Source organism: Actinoplanes sp. NPDC049598, assembly GCF_040675435.1.
Classification (GTDB): Bacteria; Actinomycetota; Actinomycetes; order Mycobacteriales; family Micromonosporaceae; genus Actinoplanes.
In genome coordinates this window covers 82,830-101,778 of record NZ_JBFAOX010000013.1, presented here as the reverse complement: position 1 = coordinate 101,778, position 18,949 = coordinate 82,830, and the positions used below count along the sequence as shown (strand labels likewise).

The following is an 18,949-nucleotide window of genomic DNA, read 5'->3' as shown; positions in this document are numbered from 1 at the left end:
CATTGTGGACGACGGGCCGGGTCAGGCCAGCCAGCGCTCCAGCGATGCGGCCCGGGCCTCGGTCTGCTCGGTGATCGCGGCCATCGCCTTGGCGGTGATCTCGTCGAGTTGGGCCGGTGAGTACTCGACCAGGCGGAGGGTTCGGTGGATCAGCGCCCGGGCCGCGTGGTCGGCGGCGAGGCCGGAGCCGCTGACCACGGCGCCGAGGGCGAACGAGGCCAGCTCGGGCTTCAGGGCCGGGGCGAAGCGGGCCCGGACCCGGTCGAGGGCCGAGGAGAAGAAGTCCTGGGGAACGGGGAGCGAGGCGAAGGAGGGCGGCACGCTGAGTTCGGTGAAGCGCTCGGCCTGGCTCACGCGTTCGAGGAGGTGGTCCATCTGGTCGGTGAACAGGTCGGGCAGGGTCAGATCGAGGCGCACCCGCAGATCATGGAGGCCGTGCCGGCGGCAGATCCGTTCGAGGCGCATGGACAGGTAGTAGTCGAGTGAGCCGGCCAGGGCGCGCGTGGCCTCGTACACCCCGAACTTGACGTGGTTGGCCATGGTGGCGGCGGAGCCGCGGGCCTCCAGCATCTGGGCGGCCACCTTGGTCTTCATGGTCTCGAGGGCCACCACCGCCTCGGCCCGGACCTGTTCCGCCGTCTCCGGCGTCTGCACCAGGGCGGCGACGTCACGCCGGAAACGGTCGACGGCGGCCCGATGCCGGCCGTTGCTGACCAGGCCCCGGACGACGGCGAACGCCGGGTCCTCGTCCTGCTCGACGGTGGCGGTGGGGAAGACCTCCCGGCACAACCGGCCGGCGAAGGGCATGCGCGAGCCGCCTCCGGTGAGGACCACAAGGTGCGGCGTACGCTCGCCGAGCAGCCCGGCCACTTCGGTGAGCACCGCGCGGAAGTCGTCGGCCCAGCCGCCCGGCGCGGTCAGCATCTGCGGGATCTCCAGGTCGAGCAGCCAGGTCCACGCGGTGGCGACGATGGGGCGGAAGCGTTCATGGCAGGACTCGCGCAGGTTCATGAGCCGGCGCGACACGCCCGAGAACTGCGCCTCCTTGGCCCACCGGCAGGCGAGCAGCAGGAAGGCCGCCCCGCCGTCGCCGTCCAGGGCCTCGGCCAGCGCGCTGTCGTGGTCCAGGGCGGCCCGGACCTGGGCGGCGAGATGCTCGTCGATCTGCCGGCAGCCCAGCGTCGCCCCGGCCGGCAGGTTCCTCGGTTCCAGATTCTCGACGATGGTGAAGTCCGTGGTGGACGAGCCGATGTCGACGATCAGGACCCGTTCGAGCTGCTTGTCGTCGCGACCCCGGTCGCGGACGTGCAGGAGGGCGGACTGCGACTCCGGCATCAGCCGTACGGGGCGGCCCAGCCCCTCGAGGCGCCGGCGGTAGGCGGCGACGGCCTCGGGTGGCCAGCCGGCCGGGTGGCCGACGACCAGGACACTGTCCTCGAAGACTTCCGGATGATGCTGCGGAACTCGGTCAGCAGGGTCTGCGCGAAGACGGCGGCGTCGGGTGTCCCGGGGCTCTTGAAGTTGACGCCGAAGTGGGTCGCCCCGGGGCTGACGACGGCCTCGTCGCCGATGAGCCGGCCGGACGGCGACTGCGCCATCGCGGTCACGATGCTGCGTTCACCGGATCGCGGCCGCGTGTAGATCCGCGTCGGCTCGGAGCGGTCGGCCGGGGCCCAGCCGAGGCAGCTTTCGCCGTCGCCGATGTCCAGCCCGATGACGAAGCGGGTCATGACGGGTCTCCCGATCCGCCCGTCACCGTCAGGACCTGGGTGACGACCTCGATCTGCGCCTTCGTCGGCAGGGGCGGGAACGAACAGCCGTCGCGGTCGCCCGGCGTGATGGCCAGCAGCAGGTCGGGCAGCGCGGGCTCGGCCGTGGCCAGCTCGATCTCGTCCTGGCGGAGCCCGGCGTTGTTCTGGGTGCGCGCGGCCTCGTCCAGCCGCACCCAGACCGCGGGATTGGCCTGCACCCGCCGGAAGAAATCGGGAAAACGCATCCGGAGCGCCAGCAGGATCGCCGCCTGCATCAGCCGGTCCCGGCTGGGTCGCGAATGCAGCCGCAGCGTGGCCGCGGTGAGGTTCAGAGCCGAGACGAACCGGCGAATGCGCCGCGGGTTGTCACCGAACGCCTTCTCGGCGAGCTGCCACAGCGCCGGATCGCCGCTCAGCTCCGACACCACCGAATCCTGCAATTGCCGGAACACCGCCTCGAACCGTACCTCCGGCAGGTGGTACGGAAAATGAATCAGCTTCTCGAGATATTGGCGTCCACGGGCGTCGTCACCGTCGACGCGTTTGGCGGCCGCGGCCGCGATGACGTCGAGATCCATGGCCAGGACGAAGACGCAGGAGGCCTCGCCGAGGAAGAGCTTGAGGGCGTCGAGCACGGCGATGGCGGTGTCGCCGTGACACCGGTCCAGATCGTCGACGAACACCACCAGCCGCCCCCGGTCACCGACGAAGGCCTGCACCACCTCGGCGAAGTCCGCCTCGAAGTGGTTGATGTGCCGGTAGTTCTCGACGCCGCTGGTCTGCCAGGCGTCCCGGGCCGCGGTCACGTCCCCGCCGCCGAGCAGACCGCCGGTCAGCGGCCCGGCCGTGTGGCGCAGCAGCAGCCAGGTGGCGGTGCTGCTCAGGCGCCGGGCCTTGGCCACCAGATCGTGCCGCCGTCCCTCCGGCTGCTCGGCGATCTCGATGAGGATCGTCTGGATCAGCGCGTGCCAGATCGCCTCCTTGTCGTCGTACTTCCAGGGATTGAAGGCGATCGCGGGAATGCCGCGCTGCTCCAGCATCTCCCGGCAGATGTTGAGAAAGCTCGACTTGCCCGTGCCCCACGGCCCGAAGACCCCGACGGTCAGCGGCAGATGGACGGCGGCCTGAATGGCGTCGCACAGCACGCGGCCGTGCGTGCCGAAACCGAATTGATCGTCGTCCTGCCCGGCGACCGGATTGTCGGTCAGGAGCAGCGGCGAACCATGGAGAACATTCATGAGGCGCTCCCAAGACGTGCGTACGCCTGAGATTACGATCGCCGCCGGGTGATTTATGCCTATTGGTTGGTATGTCCGATGGCCGACAGTGGCGGGTGATCAGGCCACGCGACCGCGTACTCCGGGTCGGCCCCGGCAGTCAGGCGGGCGAAGCGCAGGAGCTCGCGGATGATGCCGGCGTTGCCCATGGCCCAGCCGGGCTCGGGAGCCAGGGCGCTCGGGGTGGCGCGGTGTTCGTGGTTCGACCAGCGGGCCCCGGCGGCGTCGACCGTGGCCCGGCGGGTGAGGTCGTCGACCAGCACGGTCGCGAAGTCGAGCGGCTCCGAGCGCTCGACGTGGCGGTCGCAGGCCAGGGCCAGGACGCCGGCGGTGCCGCAGCAGCGGCCGCTGTTGTCCCAGAAGCCCGGGCGCAGGCGCGCGGGCAGGCCGCTGGTGGTGACGGTGTGCCAGCAGCGGTCGGCCAGCGCAGGCCAGGCGGCTTCGCCGGTGAGCCGGCCCAGCCGGCGGAAGACCTGGGCGTCCCCGGCCGGTCCGTTGCACCAGCCGAAGCTGTAGCGCTCGATCAGCTCCGGCCGGTGCGGCGGATCGGAGTGGGGGACCAGGAAGCCGTCCGGCCCGGCCTCGTTGCGGGAAACCACGTCGGCCGCGCCGGCCCGGGCCAGCTCGATCAGGTCGGGCCGCCCGGCGGCGGCGCCGACGGCGGCCAGGGCGTGCACGATGCCGAGGGTGCCGTGCGCGATGTGGTGCGAGCGGGGCGGGCTCGGGCGTACGGCCCAGTTGACGCCGCCGGGAGTCGGGTCGGCAGTTCGGCGGTACGGATCGACGGCCACGACGGCCAGCTCGAGGTCGCCGGCGTGCAAGGCCCCCAGTGCGATCCCGGCGTTGCCGAAGAGCAGCTCGAACATCTCGCCCCAGCGCTCACCGTCGAAACGCTCCCGCACAAGCCTCAGCGCCTGGTCCGCAGCCCGGCCCACCGCCTCGTCGCCGAGTCGCTCGTGGACGGCCCGCAGCGCCACAGCCGTACCGGTCAGGCCGAAGTAGAGCGAGGAGTCGTCACCCGTCAGATCCAGCGCGGCCGCCCGCCGCACCGCCTCGTCGCCGTAGTAGTCGTCACCGAAATGCCGCTGGGCCTCCAGCAGCGCCATCACGACACCGGCGCCGCCGCTGTACAGGGTGGGATCGTCGGCCGGGGCCGCTCCGATCATCCAGCGCAGAGCCTCCGCGGCCAGTGCTTCCGCCCCGCTCCCGGCTCCCATGGCCCCATCCCACCAGACCGGACAGTTCATGGACAGATCCGTCGCCGTCCCCGTTGGGCCACGCGAACAATGACGCCGAGGAGGCCGGAAATGAATCCCTATGAATGCGGCAGCTGCGCCGGTCGCACCGGTACACCGCCGCCGAACGCGTACAACGCGTCCCGTCGCGGATATGCGCACGGCATTCCCCGACAGCCGTTCACGATCGACGGGGAGCCGGGTGATCCCGTTCGGCTGGCCGCTTTGCGGAATCAGCCCTTGCACACGGTCGTGGGCCTGGAGGCCGGCGAGCGCGGCTCGTCCGCCGTGGCCATCTACACCGACGAGGACGCCGCCACCGAGACCCTGCGCCGCGCCTCGAACCCGGAGGGCGAGCCCTCGGCGCCGAATGCCCGGGCCCGGCTAGGGCTCACCCTTGACCTGACGATGTGGGAACACATCGAGCTCTCGGGCTGTGCCTGGGAGTTCGACACGAACACCGACATCTCCGTGCTCACCAACTTCGACCTGGCCTGGTCATGCGGCTTCCTCTTCTGGGGCTGGCGGCAGCTGGGCACCAACGCGTCCTCGTTCATGGTCGCCATCGCCTGGCCCTACTTCGGTTTCCGCGACCGGGCCGGCAACAGCATCGCCTGGATCCTCAACCCACCCTCCGGCGCGTCCACGCTATGGAGCGGCGTCGTCCGCGACCTTGTCCCGCTCGGCTGGAACGACCGCGCCATCAGCATCACCCTGCCCGGCGCCACCTACCCCTGACCGGATCGGAGAAGGAAGTGGATCTGGAACAACATCTACGGCAATCGAGGCCGGACCACGCCGAGGTCCTGGCCACGCTGCCCGCCGACCCCCGGCTGCGGGCCGCCGCGCTGGCCACGGTGCTGGGGCTGGACGCCCTCAAGGCCATGCGAGGCGACGTCCCGACCGACCAACTGCTCGCCGAGCGCGATGAGAGGGAGAACGCGACCCGGGCCGCCGACGATCTCTTCCGCGCTCAAGGAGCGCCGATCTGGCCGAAGGGATAGACAGATGGCCAACTGCGGAATCTCGGTTTACCCGACCGTGCCCAAGTACGTCGACGGCGGCCCGTTCACCAGCTTCTCCGAGACCATCTATGTGGTCCGTGCCTACTGGTACGCCGTCCTGCAGATGGAGGTGCTCACCGGCTACGACGCGCTCGCCTCGTCGGCGGCGGTGCTGGTCAACAACACGAAGATCGGCGTGATCGAGCCGCGGCCGACATCGCGGTATCAAGACCCGCAGGCCTGTTCGATCGTGTTCTCCACGGGCACGTTCAACCCGCCCTACCCCTACACGGGGAACAACAGCCTGAGGGTGCAGCCGGTGAGCCAGGTCGACTGGGTGGTCATCGGGAACTGGTGGGTCACCTACTACGCGCAGTGAAAGACGAAGCCCTCCCCACCTGGCGGGGTGGGGAGGGCTTCGGCGTGGTGCCGGGTGGGGCTACAGGGCCGAGGCGGCCAGTTTGTCGGGGTTGCCGAAGCGGTGGGCGGTGATGCTGACGGCCTGCTCGTGCAGGAACGGGAGCATCTCGAGGCGGCCGGCCTCGGTGACCGGGCCGGACCAGACCGCGAGGTCGGGGCGGCCTCCGGTGGCGGCCGCGACCTGAGCCAGGGAGCCTCCGATCAGCCGTACGCGGGTGACGCCGTCCAGGCTTCGGGCCCAGGTGGCGTCGTCCTCGACGGTCACCTCGACCGGCAGGGACGCCGGCACCGGGACGGCCGACGACACTCGGAGCGGCGCTCCGGCCCGCAGGCCCGCGGCGATCACGCGCAGCAGGGACGGGGCCGGCGCGCCCTCGGCGAGGCGGATCGAGACCGGGACGGGCAGGTAGCGGAGCACGTTGCGCTCGGCCCACAGACCGGACACGTCGGCCAGCTTTCCGAACTCGTCGGCCCAGGCCGCGGCGTCGCTGTGCGCGGCGCGGGTCAGGTAGTCGTCCCCGGCGACGAGCTGACGGACCACCGGGTGGTCGATCGGCGCGGTCGCGGTCGAGGGGGCGGGCTGCCAGGACGAGAGGCCGGCCAGGTAGTTCGGGCCGCCGGCCTTGGTGCCGGCGCCGACCGCGGACTTCTTCCAGCCGCCGAAGGGCTGGCGGCGGACGATGGCGCCGGTGATGCCCCGGTTGACGTACAGGTTGCCGGCCTGGACGCGGTCGAGCCAGGTCGCCAGCTCTTGCGGGTCGAGCGTGTGCAGGCCCGAGGTGAGGCCGTAGTCGACCTCGTTGACCAGGTCGATCGCCTCGTCCAGGGTGGCCGCGGTCATGATGCCGAGGATCGGGCCGAAGTACTCCGTCTTGTGGTATTCCGAGCCGCGGCGCACGCCGTCGCGGACGCCGGGGCTCCACAGCCGGCCGGAGTCGTCGAGGCGCTTGGGCTCGAGCAGCCAGCTCTCGCCGGGGCCGAGCTTGGTCAGGCCGTCGAGCAGCTTGCCGGCGGCCGGTTCGATGACCGGGCCGACCTGGCTCTCCGGGTCGGCCGGCCAGCCCACGGTCAGCGACTCGACCGCGTCGATCAGCTGGTGGCGGAACCGCTGCGAGCGGGCCACCGAGCCGACCAGCACGACCAGCGACGCGGCCGAGCACTTCTGGCCGGCGTGGCCGAAGGCGGAGGCGACGACGTCCTTGACGGCCAGGTCGAGGTCGGCGCTGGGGGTGACGATGATGGCGTTCTTGCCGCTCGTCTCGGCCAGCAGGGGCAGGTCGGGGCGGAAGGAGCGGAACAGCTGCGCGGTCTCGTACGCCCCGGTCAGCACGACCCGGTCGACGAGGGCGTGCCCGATGAGCTGGCGGCCCAGCGTCTGCTCCTCGACCTGGACGAGGGTGAGCAGGTCGGCGTCGGGCAGCACGGGCTTGATGATCTCGGCCAGCAGCGCGCCGCAGCGCTCGGCCGGACCGGCCGGCTTGAGCGCGACCGCGGAGCCGGCGGCCAGCGCGGCCAGCACCGAGCCGGCCGGGATGGCGACCGGGAAGTTCCACGGGGGGGTCACCAGCGTCAGCTTCTCCGGCACGTGGGTCGCGCCGTCGACATGGTCGAGGCCGGCGGCCCGCTCGCCGTAGTAGTGGGCGAAGTCGATCGCCTCGGAGACTTCGGGGTCGGCCTGGTCGGCCGTCTTGCCGGTCTCGGACGCCATCACCTCGATGAGGTCGGCCCGCCGGGCTTCGAGGGCTTCGCCGACGCGATGCAGGATCTCGCCCCGAGCCGCACCCGAAAGCCCACCCCAGGCCGAAGCGGCCGCGACAGCGCCGTTGAGGACGGCGTCGAGCCGGCTCTCGTCCCGCACGCGAGCCGCTTCGATGGTCGCGACGCCGAGGGAGGAGGAGGGCACCCGAGCCAGGACGTCCCGGATGAGGGAACGGTTGGATTCGACGGACGGGTCGGTGTCCGGCGTGTTCTCGAAGTGGCCCGGCTGAGACGGCGCGACGGCGGCGAACCGGTCGGCCACGCGATGCGGCGGCGGCACGGCGTCGTCCAGAGCCGCGAGGGACGCCAGGAAGCGGTCGCGCTCCCGGTTGAACAGGGCCTCGTTCTTGTCCAGCTCGAACACCGCCGACATGAAGTTGTCGCTGCTCGCGCCCTCCTCGAGGCGGCGGATCAGGTACGCGATGGCCACGTCGAACTGCTCCGGGCGTACCACCGGGGTGTAGAGCAACAACCCGCCCACCTCGCGCCGGACCACCTCGGCCTGGCCCTCGGCCATGCCGAGCAGCATCTCGAACTCCACGCCGGCGCGGACGTCCCGGCGACCGGCGAGGAGCCAGGCGTACGCGACGTCGAACAGGTTGTGGCCGGCGACCCCCAGACGCACGTTGCCGATCCGGTCGGGGTGCAAGGCGTAGTCGAGGACGCGCTTGTAGTTGGTGTCGCTGTCCTGCTTGCTGTGCCAGGTGGCCAGCGGCCAGCCGTGCACGTTCGCCTCGACCTGCTCCATCGGCAGGTTCGCGCCCTTGACCAGGCGGACCTTGATCCCGGCGCCGCCGTCGGCCCGGCGCGCGGCCGACCACTCCTGCAGGCGCATCATGGCCGAGAGGGCGTCCGGGAGGTACGCCTGCAGCACGATGCCCGCTTCGAGGTCGTGCAGCTCGGGCTTCTCGAGCAGGCGGGTGAAGACCGCGATGGTGAGGTCGAGGTCCTTGTACTCCTCCATGTCGAGGTTGACGAACTTGCGCGTGCGGGCGGTCGCGGCCCGGGTGAACAGCGGGGTCAGCTGCTCGACGATGTGGCCCACGGCCTCGTCGAAGGCCCACGGGTTGTGCGGGGCGACGGTGGCCGACACCTTGATCGACACGTAGTCGACGTCGTCGCGGGCGAGCAGGCGCTCGGTCTCGCGCAGGCGGCGGGTGGCCTCGCCGCGGCCGAGGACGGCCTCGCCGAGCAGGTTCACGTTCAGCCGTACGTCACGCTTCTTGATCCTGGTGATGGCCCGGCCGAGCTTGGCGTCGGTGGCGTCGACGATCAGGTGGCCGACCATGCGGCGCAGCACGCGGCGGGCGATCGGCACGACCACGCCCGGCATGACCGGGGCGAGGGCGCCGCCGAGGCGGACCGCGGCCCGCAGCGGGGCCGGCAGGAAGCGTGGCACGTCCGGCGCGAGGGTGTGCAGGGCGCGGGCGCTGACCTTGAGATCCTCGGGGCGGACGACGCCGTCGACGAACCCGACGGTGAAGGCGAGACCCTTGGGGTCCTTCAGGACGCCCGCGAGCTGTGCGGCCGAGCCGCCCACCGGGATCGACGCGGCCTCGTGGAGCCAGCGGCGGACCAGGGCGACCGCCTCGGTGGCGAGATCATTGTCCGCGGCCGGAGTGCTGGCCGGGGAGTGGGCGACGTCAGTCATGCCGACAGTGTCCTTCCGGGTTCCGTTCAGGAAAAGCGACGGTTCATGACGAGTACTCTTCACTTCTGCTTACGCTTTCCGGGGGTCGACCATGCTTGAGATCCGGCGTCTCGTTCTACTGCGCGAGCTGGCCATCAAGGGCACGATCGCGGCCGTCGCCGAGGCCCTCAACTTCTCCCCGTCGGCCGTGTCGCAGCAGCTCAGCCAGCTGGAGAAGGAGGCCGGCATGCCGCTGCTGCGCAAGGCCGGCCGGGGCGTGCAGCTCACCCCGCAGGCCGAGGTGCTGGTCGAGTCGGTCAGCGAGGTCCTCGACACCCTGGAACGGGCCGAGGCCCGCCTGCAGGCCTCGGTGACGCGGGTGAGCGGCCGCGTCCGCGTCGCGGTCTTCCAGTCCGCGGCGCTCGCGCTGATGCCGGCGACGTTGCTCGCCATGGCCACCCGCTTCCCCGACGTCCGGGTCGAGATGGTGCAGCGCGAACCGGAGGAGGCGCTGCGCGAGACCTGGGCCCGCGACTTCGACATGGTGATCGCCGAGCAATACCCGGCCCACGCCGCGCCACACCATCCCGGCCTCGACCGCCGCCCGCTGACCACCGACCCGATCCGGCTCGCCCTGCCGGCGGTGGAGGTGGCGCTGCGGCCGGTGGCGTCGCTGGAGGAGGCCCGGCAGATGCCGTGGGTGATGGAGCCGCGCGGCGCCGCCTCGCGGCATTTCGCCGAGCAGCTCTGCCGTTCCACAGGCTTCGAGCCGGACGTACGCTACGAGACCGCCGACCTGCAGGCCCACATCCGCCTCGTCGAGTCCGGCAACGCGGTCGCGCTCATCCCCGACCTGGTCTGGGCCGGCCGGCAGACCTCGTGCCGCCTGCTCGACCTGCCCGCCCTCCCGCGCCGGACCATCTTCACCGCCCAGCGTCTGGCCGGCTCGGCGTCACCGGCGGCGCGGGCGTTCCGGACGACGCTGGAGGAGACGGCGCGGTCCGGCGCCACAGTTTCGGATGCCACGCCTCCACCACCTTCGCCACCGCGGTGATGAGGAAGAGCTGGCCGACGAGGGCCTCCAGGACGGCCAGGGTCTGCCCGGGGTTGCCAGCCGGCACCACGTTGCCGTACCCCGTGGTGGTCAGGGTGACGAAGCTGAAGAACAGCGAATCGGCCAGCGTGCCGTCGCCGGTCTGCGGGCCGAAGAACGGGCCGGCCTGCAGCGTCGCGATGCACCGGTAGGCGAAGCCGAAGGCCATGCCCAGCATCAGGTACGCCGAGAGCGCGCCCAGCATGAGCTCCCGATCCGCCTCCGGGCGCCGGGCCACGTCCCGCACGATCGCCACCGGCGCGATCACATAGAGGGCGCTGCCGCTGACGAACGTGGCCGCGAGCAGCAGCCTCTCGGCGTCGGCGACCGCGTTCCAGGCCGCGGTCACCAGCGAGAGAAGAAGGACGACAGAGGCCACGGCCCGTACGCTGCGGCGGGCGACCGACACGCGCAGGGCGTACCAGACCGTCGCGGCCTGCACGAGCAGCACCACCGAGATCGACCAGTACCCGCTGAGCGAGGTGGCGAGCACGTACGTGGCGGCGATCAGGACGATCACCGGCAGGTACGAGCGTTTCGCGATCATCCCGGGCTCGGGCGCAGCACCGCGGTCCGGGCCACCTTGTCGTGGATCGCCTGGTGCCGCCGGTCGACGAGCATCCAGGCCGCCCCGATCGGGAAGTAGGCGAGCAGCACCCCGCGGACCAGCGCCGGGAACCAGCGCACCGGACGGCCCCGGGCCGTGACCACCCGCAGGCCGAGCAGCGCCATCCCCGGGGTGCGGCCGGCCAGCAGCCAGAACAGCGCGCAGTAGACCGCGAAGACGGCCGGCAGCAGAAGCGCGTAGGCCCCGGTGAGGAAGGCTTCGAGGTCGCGGGCGACCACGCCGGCCACCTCGCCGACCAGGGCCAGCACCGCGATCGCGCCGGTGCCGAAACCGGTGACCAGCAGCGCGTCGACCAGGTAGGCGACCAGCCGGCTGACCGGGCCGGCGTAGGTCAGCGCCGGCCGTCTCGCCGAGTGTCCGTTCGAGCTGGCCGGGGCCCGCGCGGGGTCATCTGCCGCGCGCCTCCGCGCGGGGTCATCTGCCGCGCGCCTCTGCGCGGGGTCGGGGGCCGCGCGGATCGGCGCGGCCGAGGCGCTCAGAGGCGGCCGGGGCTCGTTCACCGTGGGTCGGCCGGTGGCACCGGGACCGGCTCCCCGCCGCGCCGCAGCATCCGGGTTGTGACCCGGTCGACCGCGCTGTCCCCGGCTGCGGCGCCATTGCGGATCCGCCCGACCAGCTCGTCCACCATCGTGTCGCGCTGACCGCGCACGAGCGGCTGGATCCGTTCCGGCTCCTCGGCCAGCAGGGCCAGCACGTCGTCCAGGATGGTCCGGACCAGCGGCCGCAGCACCCGCTCGAGCTGCGCGTCGACCACCCGGTCGGCCAGCTCGGAGGTCGCCACCGCCATCACGGCCGCGTCGAAGGCCGCCCGGGCCCGCTGGGCGCGGCCGAGGACTTCGGCTGTGGCATTCTCCCGCTCGGCGGCGCCCCGCGCGGCCATGCCGCCGAACCGCTCCAGCACACCGGACCGGGCCGCTTCGAGCCGTCCGGCCGCACCGGACCGGGCCGCGTCGACCCGTCCGGCCGCACCGGACCGGGCCGCGTCGATCCGTCCGGCCGCGCCGGCGCCCACGCTTCGCGCCCGGCCGGCCCCGGCGTCGCGTACCTCGACGAAGACCCGAATCGTGGCGTCCTGCGCCTGGAAGACCGCGCCCAGCGCCGCGTCGCGCCACCTGCCGAGACCGTCCGCCATCGCGCTCACCCCATCCGGTCGCGGGCCGTCGGCTCATCGTGCCGCCCGGCCGAACCGCCCTGCCTCATCTTGCGGGGATGAGAGCATCTCGCGGGGATGAGAGCGCCTTCCCCTATCTCCTATCGGTTAGATAGGCTCATGGGCATGCGTCGATCATTTGCGCTCCTCGCCACCGCGACCCTGGCCGCCGCCCTGGCTCTCACCGGGTGCGGCAAGGGCGACTCCACCGGCTCCTCCGCCGACGAGGCCGGCCTGCGTGTCGGCTACCAGCGGTTCGGCGGCCTGAGCCTGGTCAAGGCCCGCGGCGACGCCCCCGGCGTCACCTGGTCGCTGTTCGAGAGCGGCCCCGCCCTCACCGAGGCCCTCAAGGCCGGGGCCATCGACATCGGCCAGACCGGCGAGGCCCCGCCCATCTTCGCCGCCGCCGCGAAGACCCAGTTCGTCATCGCCGGCGTCGGCGCTCCCTCCCCGAAAAGCGAGGCCGTGCTGGTCAAGGCCGCCCGCGGCTACAAGTCATTCGCCGACCTCAAGGGCAAGACGGTCGCCCTCAACAAGGGCTCCAACGTCCACTGGCTGCTGCTCAAGCTGCTGGAGGCCAACCACATGACGCTGGCCGACATCAACGTCAAATACCTCAAGCCGGCCGAGGGGCGCCCCGCCTTCGACAACGACCAGGTCGACGCCTGGATCATCTGGGACCCGTACTTCGCCCTGGCCGAGCAGCCCGGCGTCCAGATCCTGGCCGACGCCACCGGTGTCGCCAACAACCGCGAATACCTGCTGGTCGGCAAGGACGCCGCCGACGCCAAGACCGAGCAGATCAAGACCTTCCTCCAGACGTACGAAAAAACGACCGCCTGGGGCCTCGGCCACCCCGACGAGCGCGCGGCCGTCCTGGCCCCCGAACTGAAGATCGACGAGCCCACCACCAAGCGCGCCCTGGCCCGCGCGGCCCAGCCGGTCGACCCGCTCACCGCCGAGATCGGCGCCGAGCTCCAGGCCATCGCGGACGGCTTCGCCACCCTGAAGCTCATCCCGGCCCGGGTCGACATGAAGTCGCTCGTCGACTCCCGCTTCGCCGGAACCGCCCCATGACCCGCCCCGCCCCCACCTCGGCCCATCGCGCCGCCGCGCCCGTCCCCATCTCGGGGCGCCGCGCCGTGGGGCCGGTTCTTGGTGGGGTGGCGTCGTGACGCTAGTGAGCACGCCCGACACCGAGGTGGCCGACGACGTCGCCCAGGTGGCGACGCCGGCGCGGCGGCGGCGACCGCGCTGGCAGCGGCTGGTCAGCCCACTGGTGATCCTGGCCGGCTGGGAGGCGGCGTCGCGGGCCGGGCTGATCGGCGAGGACAAGCTGCCGGCCCCGAGCGCCGTGCTGCGCACCGGCTGGCGGCTGGCGGCCGACGGCACGCTCGGGGCGCACCTGCTCGACTCGCTCACCCGGGCCGCGATCGGCCTGGCCATCGGCGGCGTGCTCGCCCTCGTGCTCGGCTCGGCGGCCGGGCTGCTGCGGGTGGCCGACGACGTCCTCGACCCGCCGATCCAGATGGGCCGGATGCTGCCGCACCTGGCCCTGGTCCCGCTGCTGATCATCTGGGTCGGCATCGGCGAGTCCATGAAGATCACCCTGGTCGCCCTGGGCGCGTTCTTCCCGCTCTACTTCAACACGTACGCCGGGATCCGCGACATCGATCAGCGCCTCGTCGAAGCCGCCCGCACGTGCGGCCTCAACACCTGGCAACGCCTCCGTCACGTCGTACTGCCGGGGTCCCTGCCCTCGATCTTCCTGGGTCTACGGCTGTCGATCGGGGCGGCCTGGCTGAGTTTGGTGGTGGGGGAGCAGACCAACACGCAGAACGGCATCGGCTTCCTGATGATGGAGGCCCGCGAGTTCAGCCAGACCGACGTGGTCGTGCTCGGCCTGTTCGTGTACGCCTTGCTGGGCCTGCTCTCCGACGTCCTGATCCGCACCCTGGAGAGGAGGACCCTCGGATGGCGTCAAGGGCTCAAGGCCACCTAGGTTCCGATGTCGCTTCGGACGCCGGCGAGGTGGTGGTCCGGGCCCTCGGTGTGCGGCGATCGTTCGGCCCGGCCACGGTGCTGGCGGGCGTCGACCTCTCGATCGGCGCCGGCGAGGTCGTCGCCCTGCTCGGCGGCAGCGGCTCCGGCAAGAGCACCCTGCTGCGCGTCCTGGCCGGCCTCGACCCCGACGCCACCGGCGAGTTCGCTGTGCCGGCCCGGCACGCCGTCGTCTTCCAGGAACATCGCCTCCTCCCGTGGAAGCGTGTCCTCGACAACGTCGCGCTCGGCGTGACCGACCGCGCCGCCTGCACCGCCGCCCTGGCCGAAGTCGGCCTGGACACCCGCGCCCGGGCCTGGCCGGCCGAACTCTCCGGCGGCCAGGCCCAGCGTGTCGCCTTCGCCCGCGCCCTGGCCCGCTCACCCGAGGTCCTGCTGCTCGACGAGCCGTTCGGCGCCCTGGACGCCCTGACCCGCCTGCGCATGCAAGAACTCTTCCAGCGCCTGCGCTCCCACCACGGCTTCGCCGCCCTGCTGGTCACCCACGACGTCGACGAGGCCCTGCTGCTGGCCGACCGGGCCCTCGTCCTGGACCGCGGCGTGATCGCCGCCGACCTCCCGGTCGACCTGAGCCACCCGCGCGCCCCCGACGCTCCCGGCTTCGGCCGCCTCCGCCGCCGCCTGCTGGGTCTGCTCGGAGTCCCGGTGCCGTCGGCGTCCTGACCCTCGACCCGATCAGCCGACCAGCGCGCACCAGAGGACGCCGCCGCTGAAGGTCCACGGATTGGGCGCGGCCTTCCACTCCGCCGGCGTCGGCAGGCGGCGCTTCCAGATCACCTTGGCCAGGCGGCCGGGGCCGGTGAACGTGCTCTTCACGCCGTTCACCACGCACTTGCCGACCGGCTGGCCCATCGCCACGGCCGCGCCGATGTCGCCGTCCGGCTCCACGTTCTGCACGGTCGCGCCCTGCTGGGTGTCCCCGCGGTCGTCCATCAGGAGGAAGGTCGTCGGCAGGTACTGCGCGCACGAGAACCGCCGTTCCTCCGGCAACGCCATGATCATCTGATCGCCGGTGGCCTGCCCGACGATGCCGTCCGCGAGCAAGCGCCGCTCCACCTGCCAATTGCGCACCGCGGCGTAGGTGGCGTCGCCGAACTGGCCGTCCGTCTCCTGCCCGACCACCTCCTGCACGCAGCGCACCCCCTCGGGCGGGTTGGCGTAGCGGGCCGACGGCCCGATCCAGCGGATCCCGGGGTTGGCCGATGCCACCCCGGCGTTCACCAGCACCCCGCTCGCCACGACCGCCAGGGTGAGGCCGGAGTTCAGCAGGAACTTTCTGATGCGCATGACGTCTCCCCGTCTGAGCTGCTGGAACACGGGGTGAACGTAACGTGCGGCCGGGCGGGCGGGAGCCACTTGTCGCCCGCCCGGATGATAATCAGCCGCCCACGGGGCCTGAAGACCCTTCAGGCGGCCGTACGGCGGGGGACCTGGCCGGCCCGGAACACATCGGCCGGGTCGTAGCGCTCGGCCACCTCGGTCAAGCGGGCCAGGGTGGCCGGGTCGTAGGAGCGGGCCAGGCGGTCCGCCCCCACCCCCGCGCCGAGGTTGGGCAGGGCGCCGCCGGTGGTCCAGGGGGCCAGGGCGGCGCGGATCTGCTCGGCGTGGGCGGGGACGGCAGCCGCGACGGGTGGGGCCAGGACGCCGATGGTGACCAGGCTGAAGGCGGCGTCGCGGTGACAGAGGGCGCTCGGGTGTTCCGGTGTCGCGGCGAGGGCGCCGCCCAGGTGGCGGAGCTCGACGATGACCTGCGGGGAGCCGGCGGTGGGGCCGGCGACGGCGAGCAGGGCGTCGGCGGCCGGCGCGGGCAGGGCGGGCAGCAGGTCGGTGGCCTCGTGGACGGGCATCGGGTCGGCCGGGTCGGCGTGGATCATGCCGAGGGCGGCGTACGGAATGGTCTGCACGGCGTCGATCAGCGGGGTGGCCGCGGCCCGCATGGGGGCCAGCACGGCCGCGCCGCCGTCCGGGGCGCCGGTCCAGGCGAAGCGGACGGCCACGGTGAACCGGCCGGCCAGCGGCGGCTGGACGCCCGGCAGCGGGGGCAGCTGCAGGAACGCCAGGGAGGTGGTGGCTTCGAGCGGCAGCGACGGGGTCCAGCAGCGCCAGCCGTGCAGCACGGCGGCCGCGTCGGCGCCGTCGAAGTACAACGCGCCGGCGTAGAGCGAAGCCTGGGGGACCAGGTCGAACTCGAGGGCGGTGATGATGCCGAGCGCGCCCTTGCCGCCCCGGATGCCCCAGAACAGGTCGGGGTGCTCGGTGGCGGTCACCCGGCGGAGCTCGCCGTCGCCGGTGACGATCTCCGCGGCCCGTACCCGGTCGGAGGCCCAGCCGTAGGTGCGCGCGACCGGGCCGAGTCCGCCGCCGGTGGTGTAGCCGACCACGCCGACGCCGGGGGCCGAGCCGCAGAGCGGGGCCAGCCCGTGCGGGGCGGCGGCGTCGAGGACCTGCTGCCAGCGGACACCGGCGCCGACCCGGGCCCAGCCGTCGGGGTGGACGACGCACTCGTCGAGGCGGCCGGTGTGCACGAGGATCGCGTCGTCCAGGGTGTCGGCCAGGCCGTGGCCGGTGGCCTGCACGGCGACGGCGTGGCCGGTGGAGGCGGCGAAGCGGACCGCGGCGACGACGTCCTGCGGGTCGCGGGCCTCGACGACGGCGGCCGGCTTGGCGACGATGGCGGCGTTGAAGCCGGCGGTGAGCTCGTTGTAGCGGGGCTCGCCGGGCCGGGCCAGATCGTTCATGGTGGTTCCTCTCAGGGCTTACCGGTTCGTCGCCCTGACTGTGCCGAGTGTCGCTTGCGATCCGCTTAACAACGACCTTGCGGGCCCCTTGCGGGGACGGGGTCCGGCACCGATTCCGGAACCGGTACCGGGGCCGTTCGCCCGGGCTTGTTGACCGTTCGGGCAACGTCGTTCCGAAACCACGGCGAGATGTCCGATCACGGGTGGATTCACGCATGGGCATCCCTTGACATGGCGCGGCGTCTATTGCTTCCTGTGATCCAGTTTGTTGCCTCCCCGTTAACGGAAGGACCCCACCGCATGCGCCTTCGGCGTCTACTCGCCGTCGGGCTGACCGTGGTCATCGCGGCCTCGCTCACCGGCACATCCGCTTCAGCAGCACCGTCACACGTGGATAAGAGCGCACCGTCGCTCGGCGCCAACGTTACGATTTTCGATCCCAGCACCCCGATCGCCGAGATCCAGGCCAAGCTCGACGCCGCGCACGCGCAGCAGGTCGACAACGAGATGGGCACCCAGCGGTACGCCTTCTTGTTCAAGCCGGGCACGTACGGCACCGACGAGCACCCGCTGCAGATCAAGGTCGGCTACTACACCGAGGTCTCCGGCCTCGGCGCGTCCCCCAACGACGTGGTCATCAACGGCAAGGTGGAGGTCTACAACCGCTGCCTGGCCGACGGTGGCACCAGCAACTGCCTGGCGCTGGTCAACTTCTGGCGTACGCTGTCCAACCTGTCCATCAAGGTCAACGGGGCCGGTCAGGAGGGGTGCCGGGCCGGCGCCAACTTCTGGGCCGTCTCGCAGGCCGTGTCGCTGCGCCGGCTCAACGTCGACGGCGGCTTCACGCTGATGGACTACTGCACCGCCGGCCCGCAGTACGCCAGCGGCGGCTTCATCGCCGACTCGAAGTTCGGGGCGGTCACCAACGGCTCGCAGCAGCAGTGGCTGACCCGCAACAGCACCGTCGGTGAGTGGTCGAACGGCGTCTGGAACCAGGTCTTCTCGGGTGTGCAGGGCGCGCCCGACGACTCGGCGTTCCCGAACCCGCCGTACACCACGGTCGAGCAGACCCCGCTGAGCCGGGAGAAGCCCTACCTGTTCGTCGACGCCAAGGGCAAGTACAACGTCCGCGTTCCGTCGGCGCACCGCAACACCAGCGGCGCGTCGTGGACCGAGGATCAGACCGCCGGCCGGACGATCCCGCTGAGCGACTTCTTCGTCGCGAAGCCGTCCGACCCCGAGTGGCTGATCAACGCCCAGCTCCTGCTGGGCAAGAACCTGCTGTTCACGCCGGGTGTCTACAACATCAAGCAGAGCATCCAGGTGCTGCGGCCGAACCAGGTCGTGCTCGGCATCGGCCACGCCACGCTGACCGCGGTCAACGGGGCCACGCCGCTGAAGGTGGCCGACGTGCCCGGCGTGATCGTCGCCGGGGTCACCATCGACGCCGGGCTCAAGGAGTCCAAGACGCTGCTGCAGGTCGGCAACAAGAACGGCCTGAAGATCAGCTCGCCGGCCAACCCGACGACGCTGAGCGACGTCTACTTCCGCGTCGGCGGCCCGCACGTGGGCAAGACCGACACCGCGCTCGAGGTCAACAGCGACAACGTGCTCATCGACCACACCTGGGTGTGGCGCGCAGACCACGGCGTCGAGGGCTTCACCGGTGGTGACACCGAGCGCTGGAAGACCAACACCGGCCGCTACGGCGCCGTGATCAACGGCAACAACGTGGTCGCGACGGGCCTGTTCGTCGAGCACTTCCAGAAGTACAACACCGTCTGGAACGGCGAGAAGGGCACGACGATCCTCTACCAGAACGAGCTTCCGTACGACCCGCCGACGCAGGCGGACTGGATGAACGGCAAGGTCGAGGGTTACGCGGGTTACAAGGTCGGCGACAAGGTGCGCAACCACACGCTGTACGGCGGTGGCGTCTACGTCTTCAACCAGAACAACCCGTCGATCCACACCGAGAACGGCTTCGAGGTGCCGAGGAGTCCCGGTGTCAAGCTGCACCACATCATGACGGTCAACCTGGCCGCCGGCACCATCGACCACGTCGTCAACGGCGTGGGCGAGGCGGCGGACACGACCAAGATCGGCGTGCCGGTCTACGTCGACGAGTACCCGGCTTCCTAGCCGCTGCGGGAAATGGGCCCGGAGATCTCCGGGCCCATTTTCGTGGATGCCTCCTGGCGGGG

At 71.8% G+C, this 18,949-nt stretch carries 17 protein-coding genes and 1 pseudogene; 8 read left to right on the top strand and 10 right to left on the bottom strand.

The window, feature by feature from the left end; all coding sequences use genetic code 11:
- Positions 1–21: 21 nt before the first annotated feature.
- Genes AB0J66_RS28175 through AB0J66_RS28160 form a run of 4 tightly spaced genes read right to left on the bottom strand, consistent with a single transcriptional unit; the run spans position 22 to position 4,245 of the window.
- Positions 22–1,335 (bottom strand): hypothetical protein, encoded by a 1,314-nt coding sequence (locus tag AB0J66_RS28175; protein ID WP_364666628.1) that lies wholly within the window; start codon positions 1,333–1,335, stop codon positions 22–24.
- Positions 1,335–1,730: a hypothetical protein gene (locus AB0J66_RS28170; protein WP_364666625.1), complete on the bottom strand. Its 396-nt coding sequence runs from the start codon at positions 1,728–1,730 to the stop codon at positions 1,335–1,337. Before AB0J66_RS28170 ends, AB0J66_RS28175 begins: the two co-directional genes overlap by 1 nt.
- Positions 1,727–2,989 (bottom strand): P-loop NTPase fold protein, encoded by a 1,263-nt coding sequence (locus tag AB0J66_RS28165; RefSeq protein WP_364666622.1) that lies wholly within the window; start codon positions 2,987–2,989, stop codon positions 1,727–1,729. The genes AB0J66_RS28170 and AB0J66_RS28165 overlap by 4 nt, the downstream gene beginning before the upstream one ends.
- Before the next feature lie 59 nt (positions 2,990–3,048).
- Complete coding sequence (locus AB0J66_RS28160; protein ID WP_364666620.1) at positions 3,049–4,245, bottom strand: lanthionine synthetase LanC family protein; 1,197 nt, start codon at positions 4,243–4,245, stop codon at positions 3,049–3,051.
- A gap of 90 nt (positions 4,246–4,335) precedes the next feature.
- On the opposite strand from AB0J66_RS28160, the gene AB0J66_RS28155 reads away from it, so the two are divergent.
- From AB0J66_RS28155 to AB0J66_RS28145, 3 genes are read left to right on the top strand one after another with little or no spacing between them, the layout of a single operon-like run.
- A complete protein-coding gene (locus AB0J66_RS28155) occupies positions 4,336–5,001 on the top strand; it encodes a hypothetical protein (RefSeq protein ID WP_364666617.1) in 666 nt (221 codons plus the stop codon).
- A gap of 17 nt (positions 5,002–5,018) precedes the next feature.
- Positions 5,019–5,267, top strand: a complete 249-nt coding sequence (locus AB0J66_RS28150; protein WP_364666615.1) for a hypothetical protein — start codon at positions 5,019–5,021, stop codon at positions 5,265–5,267.
- A 4-nt stretch (positions 5,268–5,271) separates the two neighbouring features.
- Positions 5,272–5,646, top strand: a complete 375-nt coding sequence (locus tag AB0J66_RS28145) for a hypothetical protein (RefSeq protein WP_364666612.1) — start codon at positions 5,272–5,274, stop codon at positions 5,644–5,646.
- A gap of 60 nt (positions 5,647–5,706) precedes the next feature.
- Here AB0J66_RS28145 and AB0J66_RS28140 read toward each other — a convergent pair whose 3' ends face one another.
- Positions 5,707–9,096: a bifunctional proline dehydrogenase/L-glutamate gamma-semialdehyde dehydrogenase gene (locus AB0J66_RS28140; RefSeq protein ID WP_364666609.1), complete on the bottom strand. Its 3,390-nt coding sequence runs from the start codon at positions 9,094–9,096 to the stop codon at positions 5,707–5,709.
- Positions 9,097–9,187: 91 nt separating this feature from the next.
- On the opposite strand from AB0J66_RS28140, the gene AB0J66_RS28135 reads away from it, so the two are divergent.
- A complete protein-coding gene (locus tag AB0J66_RS28135) occupies positions 9,188–10,129 on the top strand; it encodes a LysR substrate-binding domain-containing protein (RefSeq protein WP_364666606.1) in 942 nt (313 codons plus the stop codon).
- 34 nt (positions 10,130–10,163) lie between these two features.
- On the opposite strand, the pseudogene AB0J66_RS28130 reads toward AB0J66_RS28135, so the two are convergent.
- From AB0J66_RS28130 to AB0J66_RS28120, 3 genes and pseudogenes are all read right to left on the bottom strand, one after another.
- Positions 10,164–10,337, bottom strand: a pseudogene (locus AB0J66_RS28130) (ion channel); the annotation flags it as partial.
- Between the two features lie 374 nt (positions 10,338–10,711).
- On the bottom strand, positions 10,712–11,296 hold the full coding sequence (locus AB0J66_RS28125) for an RDD family protein (RefSeq protein ID WP_364666604.1): 585 nt from the start codon (positions 11,294–11,296) through the stop codon (positions 10,712–10,714).
- Positions 11,293–11,928 (bottom strand): hypothetical protein, encoded by a 636-nt coding sequence (locus AB0J66_RS28120; RefSeq protein ID WP_364666601.1) that lies wholly within the window; start codon positions 11,926–11,928, stop codon positions 11,293–11,295. The genes AB0J66_RS28125 and AB0J66_RS28120 overlap by 4 nt, the downstream gene beginning before the upstream one ends.
- A 144-nt stretch (positions 11,929–12,072) precedes the next feature.
- On the opposite strand from AB0J66_RS28120, the gene AB0J66_RS28115 reads away from it, so the two are divergent.
- The 3 genes from AB0J66_RS28115 to AB0J66_RS28105 all read left to right on the top strand — a co-directional run bounded on the left by AB0J66_RS28115 (position 12,073) and on the right by AB0J66_RS28105 (position 14,670).
- Positions 12,073–13,023: an aliphatic sulfonate ABC transporter substrate-binding protein gene (locus AB0J66_RS28115; RefSeq protein WP_364666598.1), complete on the top strand. Its 951-nt coding sequence runs from the start codon at positions 12,073–12,075 to the stop codon at positions 13,021–13,023.
- Between the two features lie 94 nt (positions 13,024–13,117).
- Complete coding sequence (locus tag AB0J66_RS28110) at positions 13,118–13,948, top strand: ABC transporter permease (RefSeq protein ID WP_364666595.1); 831 nt, start codon at positions 13,118–13,120, stop codon at positions 13,946–13,948.
- Positions 13,921–14,670, top strand: coding sequence for an ABC transporter ATP-binding protein (locus AB0J66_RS28105; protein ID WP_364666593.1), 750 nt, complete (start codon positions 13,921–13,923; stop codon positions 14,668–14,670). Before AB0J66_RS28110 ends, AB0J66_RS28105 begins: the two co-directional genes overlap by 28 nt.
- A gap of 12 nt (positions 14,671–14,682) precedes the next feature.
- Here AB0J66_RS28105 and AB0J66_RS28100 read toward each other — a convergent pair whose 3' ends face one another.
- Together AB0J66_RS28100 and AB0J66_RS28095 are read right to left on the bottom strand one after the other, a co-directional pair.
- Positions 14,683–15,294 carry a peptidoglycan-binding domain-containing protein gene (locus AB0J66_RS28100; protein ID WP_364666591.1) on the bottom strand — a complete coding sequence of 204 codons (612 nt, stop codon included), beginning with the start codon at positions 15,292–15,294 and terminating at the stop codon, positions 14,683–14,685.
- Positions 15,295–15,413: 119 nt separating this feature from the next.
- Entirely contained in the window at positions 15,414–16,745 is a 1,332-nt protein-coding gene (locus AB0J66_RS28095; protein WP_364666589.1) for an FAD-binding oxidoreductase, read from the bottom strand.
- Between the two features lie 300 nt (positions 16,746–17,045).
- Here AB0J66_RS28095 and AB0J66_RS28090 point away from each other — a divergent pair, with 300 nt between their 5' ends.
- Positions 17,046–18,887, top strand: coding sequence for an adenylyl cyclase (locus AB0J66_RS28090; RefSeq protein ID WP_364666587.1), 1,842 nt, complete (start codon positions 17,046–17,048; stop codon positions 18,885–18,887).
- The last annotated feature ends 62 nt before the right edge of the window (positions 18,888–18,949 follow it).